At 75.1% G+C, this 5,728-nt stretch carries 6 protein-coding genes; 2 read left to right on the top strand and 4 right to left on the bottom strand.

Features of this window, described 5'->3' with window-relative positions; genetic code table 11:
* Positions 1 to 109 precede the first annotated feature (109 nt).
* Together prfA and rpmE are read right to left on the bottom strand one after the other, a co-directional pair.
* Positions 110 to 1,237, bottom strand: a complete 1,128-nt coding sequence (prfA, locus tag HGCM_RS00190) for a peptide chain release factor 1 (protein ID WP_019134882.1) — start codon at positions 1,235 to 1,237, stop codon at positions 110 to 112.
* A 152-nt stretch (positions 1,238 to 1,389) separates the two neighbouring features.
* Positions 1,390 to 1,602 carry a 50S ribosomal protein L31 gene (gene rpmE / locus HGCM_RS00195; protein WP_019134883.1) on the bottom strand — a complete coding sequence of 71 codons (213 nt, stop codon included), beginning with the start codon at positions 1,600 to 1,602 and terminating at the stop codon, positions 1,390 to 1,392.
* Between the two features lie 241 nt (positions 1,603 to 1,843).
* On the opposite strand from rpmE, the gene HGCM_RS16180 reads away from it, so the two are divergent.
* Positions 1,844 to 3,082: an LCP family protein gene (locus HGCM_RS16180; RefSeq protein ID WP_019134884.1), complete on the top strand. Its 1,239-nt coding sequence runs from the start codon at positions 1,844 to 1,846 to the stop codon at positions 3,080 to 3,082.
* A 10-nt stretch (positions 3,083 to 3,092) separates the two neighbouring features.
* Here HGCM_RS16180 and HGCM_RS00205 read toward each other — a convergent pair whose 3' ends face one another.
* Positions 3,093 to 3,425 (bottom strand): TfoX/Sxy family protein, encoded by a 333-nt coding sequence (locus HGCM_RS00205; protein WP_019134885.1) that lies wholly within the window; start codon positions 3,423 to 3,425, stop codon positions 3,093 to 3,095.
* A gap of 86 nt (positions 3,426 to 3,511) precedes the next feature.
* Here HGCM_RS00205 and HGCM_RS00210 point away from each other — a divergent pair, with 86 nt between their 5' ends.
* On the top strand, positions 3,512 to 4,243 hold the full coding sequence (locus tag HGCM_RS00210; protein ID WP_019134886.1) for an aminoglycoside 3'-phosphotransferase: 732 nt from the start codon (positions 3,512 to 3,514) through the stop codon (positions 4,241 to 4,243).
* Positions 4,244 to 4,336: 93 nt separating this feature from the next.
* Here HGCM_RS00210 and rho read toward each other — a convergent pair.
* The coding region (rho, locus tag HGCM_RS16185; protein ID WP_019134887.1) for a transcription termination factor Rho at positions 4,337 to 5,728 on the bottom strand (1,392 nt) is incomplete at its 5' end.

Below are 5,728 nucleotides of genomic sequence, written 5' to 3' on the forward strand. Positions count from 1 at the left end.
CGCGGGGAGCCGACGCCCGCGTCGGCCAGCACCCGGGACGCCCCGTCGACGAGGGCGCGCAGGCCCGGCGTCGCTGCCGCCGCGCCGGTCGACCCGGGTCGCTCCCCGCTCACCGGGCACCGCCGCGCGCCGCGCCGTCGGTGCCGACGGACGCGAGCCGCGCCGCCTCGTCGGCGTCGATCGCCGACTGCACGACCGGGCCGAGGTCGCCGTCGAGCACCGCGTCGAGGTTGTAGGCCTTGTAGCCGGTGCGGTGGTCCGCGACGCGGTTCTCGGGGAAGTTGTACGTCCGGATCCGCTCCGAGCGGTCGACGGTGCGCACCTGGCTGCGCCGCGCCTCGCTCGCCGCGGCGGCGGCCTCCTCCTGGCGCGCGGCGAGCAGCCGCGCCCGCAGCACCCGCAGGGCCTGCTCGCGGTTCTGCAGCTGCGACTTCTCGTTCTGCATCGAGACGACGATGCCCGTCGGCAGGTGCGTCACGCGCACCGCGGAGTCCGTGGTGTTGACGGACTGCCCGCCCGGCCCGGACGAGCGGAACACGTCGATGCGCAGGTCGTTCGGGTCGATCTCGACCTCGCCCTCGTCGTCCGCCTCGGGCAGGACGAGCACGCCGGCGGCGGACGTGTGGATGCGGCCCTGCGACTCGGTCACCGGCACGCGCTGCACGCGGTGCACGCCGCCCTCGTACTTCAGGTGCGCCCAGACGCCGTCGGCGGGCGCGACGTCCCCGCGGGCCTTGACCGCGAGCTGGACGTCCTTGAAGCCGCCGAGGTCCGACTCGGTCGCCTCGAGGAGCTGCGTCTGCCAGCCCATCCGCTCCGCGTAGCGCGTGTACATGCGCAGCAGGTCGCCGGCGAACAGCGCCGACTCCTCGCCGCCCTCCCCGGCCTTGATCTCGAGGATGACGTCGCGCGCGTCGTCCGGGTCGCGGGGCACCAGGACGTCGCGCAGCCGGTGCGTCGCGGCGTCGGCGGCCTCCTGCAGCGCGGGGACCTCCTCGGCGAACGAGGGGTCGGCCTCGGCCAGCTCGCGCGCCGCCTGGACGTCCCCGGTCGCGGACCGCCACGCGCGGTACGCGGCGACGACGGGCGCGAGCTCGGCGTACCGGCGGCCCAGCCGGCGGGCGAGCCCCGAGGCGTGCACGGCCGGGTCGGCGAGCTGCGCCTCGATCCGCGCGTGCTCGTCGAGCAGCGGACGCGCCGCCTCGAACGGCTGCGCTCCTGCGTCCTGGTCGCCCACGGACCGGCCTCCCTCGTCGGCGCCCGGCAGGCCGGGTCGCCCGTGTCGGGCCGGCGGTACCGGCCCCGGACATGCACGGAGCGCCGGTGCCCGGCGGCGGACACTGCCATGGAGGGCAGTCGTCCGCGCCGCGCACCGGCGCTCCGGAGGTGCTAGTTGGCCTTCTTGCCGTAGCGGGCCTCGAACCGGGCCACGCGGCCACCGGTGTCGAGGATCTTCTGCTTGCCCGTGTAGAACGGGTGGCAGGCGCTGCAGACGTCGGCGTGGATCTTGCCGCTCGTCACGGTGCTGCGGGTGACGAACGTGTTGCCACAGGTGCACGTGACCTCGGTGACCACGTACTCCGGGTGGATGTCAGACTTCACGGGAACTCCTCGGGTGGGGTGCCTCCGGGTCCGGACACGGATGCGTGCCGGTGAACCGCAGACCAGCGAACCATTGTGCCAGAACGGCCGGGAGCCCTGAAATCTTCCCCGCTCGCCGATCTCGCTGCGCGAGGCGCCGCCGGGCGGGTCACGCGCCGCGTGCACACACCTGCACCGATCCTCCCCGGGCCTCGCACACGAGTCGCGACGCGGGGCCGTGCACCGTTCCTAGCCTGCTGACGTGCGACGACACCCGCAGACGAGCGCGACGGCACGACCCGACGGCGGCGATCCGCCCGCCCCGCGGCACGGGCGGCCCGCCGACCGCCGGGACCGCGTCGTGCGCGGCGCGCTGCTCCTCGTCGTGGCCTCCGTGGCCACGGGCGTCGCGGCGGCCGCCGCGCTCGCGCTGCACTGGGACGACAACATCACGCGGGTCGACGAGAGCGACCTGCTCGCCGCCGACCGCGAGCGCCCCCCGGCCGCCGAGCCCGACCCCGAGGACCCGGACGCCGGCGACCCGGTGACCCTGCTGCTGCTGGGCTCCGACGCCCGCGACGGGAGGAACGGCGAGATCGGCGGCCACGCCGAGGGGCGCCGGTCCGACGTCGCGATCGTCCTGCACGTCTCCGCCGACCGCTCCCGCGTGGAGCTCGTGTCGATCCCGCGCGACTCGATGGTCGCGATCCCGGCGTGCCGCGTGACCGGCGGCGGGTCGACCCGCGCGTCGTCGTCCGCGCAGTTCAACGAGGCGTTCTCCCGCGGCTGGGACGCCGGCCGGGACCTCGTCTCCGCCGCGTCGTGCACCATGACGACGGTCGAGCACCTCACGGGCGTCCGGCTCGACGGCTTCGTGGCGGTCGACTTCGCCGGGTTCGTCGACGTGGTCGACGCGATGGGCGGCGTCCCCGTCTGCCTGCCCCGGGACCTCGACGACGAGCGGGCGAGGCTGCACCTCACCGCCGGCACGCACGTGCTGGACGGCGCCCAGGCGGTCGCGCTCACCCGCGCCCGGCACGACCTGTCGGACGGCTCGGACACCTACCGGATGGGCCGCCAGCAGGCGCTGCTCGCCGCGATGACGACGAAGGTGCTGCACGGCGGGGTGCTGACGGACCCGCCACGGCTCGTCCGGCTCGTCGACGCCGTCACCAGCAGCCTCACGATCAGCAAGGACGTCGACCCGGTCGGGCTGGCCTACGCGCTGCGGTCGGTGCGCGGCGAGGACGTCACGTTCGTGACGACCCCCAGCGGTCCGGACCCGCGCAACGACGCGCGCGTGGTCTGGACGGACGACGCCGACCAGCTCTGGGACCGCGTCGCCGCCGACGAGCCGATCGTCGCAGCGGCCACCGGGGACGAGCCGTCGTCGACGGACGAGGGGTCCGACGAGCCGGTGACGGCGTCCGACGGCGATCCCTTCGACGACCGGCGCCCGGGCGTCGCGATCACGTCGGCCGACACGCGCTCCGCCTGCTGACCCACGGCGCTCAGCCCCGCGCGAGCGCCTCGGCGGTCCGGACGCCCTCGTCCACCCAGCGCCGCAGCTCGTCGTCGTCCGCGACGACCGGCTTCTCGACGTACACCCACCCGCGCGTCTCGCGGCCCGACATGACCATCGGACGCGTGCCCGGCTGCGCCAGCCGCTCGGCGGTCGCGTCCGCCGGCACCCGCACCATGAGCGCGTCGGCGCGGCCGCTCACGCACACCGCCATGCTGCCGTCGACGAGGAACGCGAGCCCCCCGAACATCCGCTTCTCCGTCACGCCGCCACGCGGCTCCAGCAGGTCGCGCACCCGCTGCGCGAGCGTCTCGTCGTACACGTGGCCTCCTGGGGCCGGGACCGGTCGCGGTGCACCTCGCACCCTAGGACCGACCGCCGACACGGCGGGCGCCTACGCTCAGGCAGGTGATCCCCGGCGAGCGCGTCGTCGCGGCCCCGCCGCCGCCCGGCACCGCGGTGCCGCCCGCGGTGCGCCGGCTGCTCGGCGACGCGGAGGCGGTCTGGCTCAACCAGCTCGGCGGGCTCACGTTCCGCGAGGGCGACCGGTACGTGAAGTGGTCGCCGGCGGGGACGCCCGACCTGCGCGAGGAGGCCACGCGGATGCGCTGGGTCGCCGCGTACGCCACCGTCCCCGAGGTGCTCGACGCCGGGGGCGACGAGGACGGGTCGTGGCTCGTCACCCGCGCGCTGCCCGGCCGCTCGGCGGTCGACGAGCGCTGGCGTGACGAGCCGCGGGCCGCCGTCCGGGCGATCGGCACGGGGCTGCGTCGCTGGCACGACGCCGTGCCGCCCGCCGAGTGCCCGTGGACGTGGGCCGTCGAGGACCGGCTCACGCACGCCGACGACCCGCGTGAGCAGGCGGCCCTGCGCGCCGCCGTCCCGCCGCTGGACCTCGTCGTCTGCCACGGCGACGCCTGCGCGCCCAACACCCTGCTCGGCGACGACGGCCGTCTCGTCGGCCACGTCGACGTCGGCTCGCTCGGCCTCGCCGACCGGTGGGCAGACCTGGCCGTGGCGACGTGGTCGCTCGAGTGGAACTACGGGCCCGGCTGGGCCGACGCCCTGCTCGACGCGTACGGCGTCGCTCCCGACGAGGAGAAGACCGCCTACTACCGCCGGGTCTGGGACGCGACGTGAGCACCCGGCGTCGAGGACGCGCCGGCGGCGGGGCCGCCCGTGCACGACGACGGCCCCGGACCCTCGCGGGTGCCGGGGCCGTCGCGCGAGGCGTCAGACCGTGCGGCCGGCGTTCTCCTCGCCGAGCACGCCGCCCGGCGTCGTCTTCTGCACCTGGAGCAGGAACTCGACGTTCGACTTCGTCTCGCGCAGCTTGCCGAGCAGGAGCTCGATGGCCTGCTGCTGGTCGAGGGCGCCCATGACGCGGCGGAGCTTGTAGACGATCTTGAGCTCGTCGTTCGAGAGCAGGACCTCCTCGCGGCGGGTGCTCGACGCGTTGACATCGACCGCCGGGAAGATGCGCTTGTCCGCGAGCGAGCGCGACAGCCGCAGCTCCATGTTCCCGGTGCCCTTGAACTCCTCGAAGATGACCTCGTCCATCTTCGAGCCCGTCTCGACGAGCGCCGAGGCGAGGATCGTCAGGGAGCCGCCGTTCTCGATGTTGCGCGCCGCCCCGAAGAACCGCTTGGGCGGGTAGAGCGCCGAGGCGTCGACGCCGCCGGACAGGATCCGGCCGGAGGCCGGCGCCGCCAGGTTGTACGCGCGCGACAGGCGGGTCAGCGAGTCGAGCAGCACGACGACGTCCTGCCCGAGCTCGACGAGCCGCTTGGCCCGCTCGATCGCGAGCTCCGCGACGATCGTGTGGTCGGACGCGGGCCGGTCGAAGGTCGAGGCGATGACCTCGCCCTTCACGGTCCGCTGCATGTCCGTGACCTCCTCGGGGCGCTCGTCGACGAGCACGACCATGAGGTGGACCTCGGGGTTGTTGGCGGTGATCGCGTTGGCGATCTGCTGCATGATGATCGTCTTGCCGGCCTTGGGCGGCGCCACGATGAGGCCGCGCTGGCCCTTGCCGATCGGCGCGACGATGTCGATCACGCGCGGGGTGATGCGCGTCGGCTCGGTCTCCAGGCGCAGCCGCTCCTGCGGGTACAGCGGCGTCAGCTTGGTGAAGTCGGGGCGCTCGCGCGCCTCCTCGGGCGACAGGCCGTTGACCGAGTCCAGGCGCACGAGCGCGTTGAACTTGTTCGGGCGGCCGCCGCCCTGCGGCGGCTGCTCACCCTCGCGGGGCTGGCGCACCGCGCCGGTGATCGCGTCACCGCGCCGCAGCCCGGCCTTCTTGACCTGGCCCAGCGAGACGTAGACGTCGTTCGCGCCCGGCAGGTAGCCGGACGTCCGGACGAACGCGTAGCTGTCGAGGACGTCGAGGATGCCCGCGACGGGCAGCAGCACGTCGTCCTCGGTCACCTCGATCTCGTCGAGGCCCGCCAGCTCGGGCTGGCCGCTGCGGCCGCGACCGCGCTTGCGGTCCCGGTCCCGGTAGCGGTCGCGCGAGCGCCGGCGGCGCCCGCCGCGCTCGTCGCCGTCGCCGTCCTGGTCCTGCTGCTGCTCGCGCGGCGCGCGCTCGCCCGTGGCGCGGTCCTCGTCCCGCGGGCGGTCCTGGCG

Origin of the sequence: Cellulomonas massiliensis JC225 (assembly GCF_000312005.1) — a bacterium.
Taxonomy (GTDB): Bacteria; Actinomycetota; Actinomycetes; order Actinomycetales; family Cellulomonadaceae; genus Cellulomonas; species Cellulomonas massiliensis.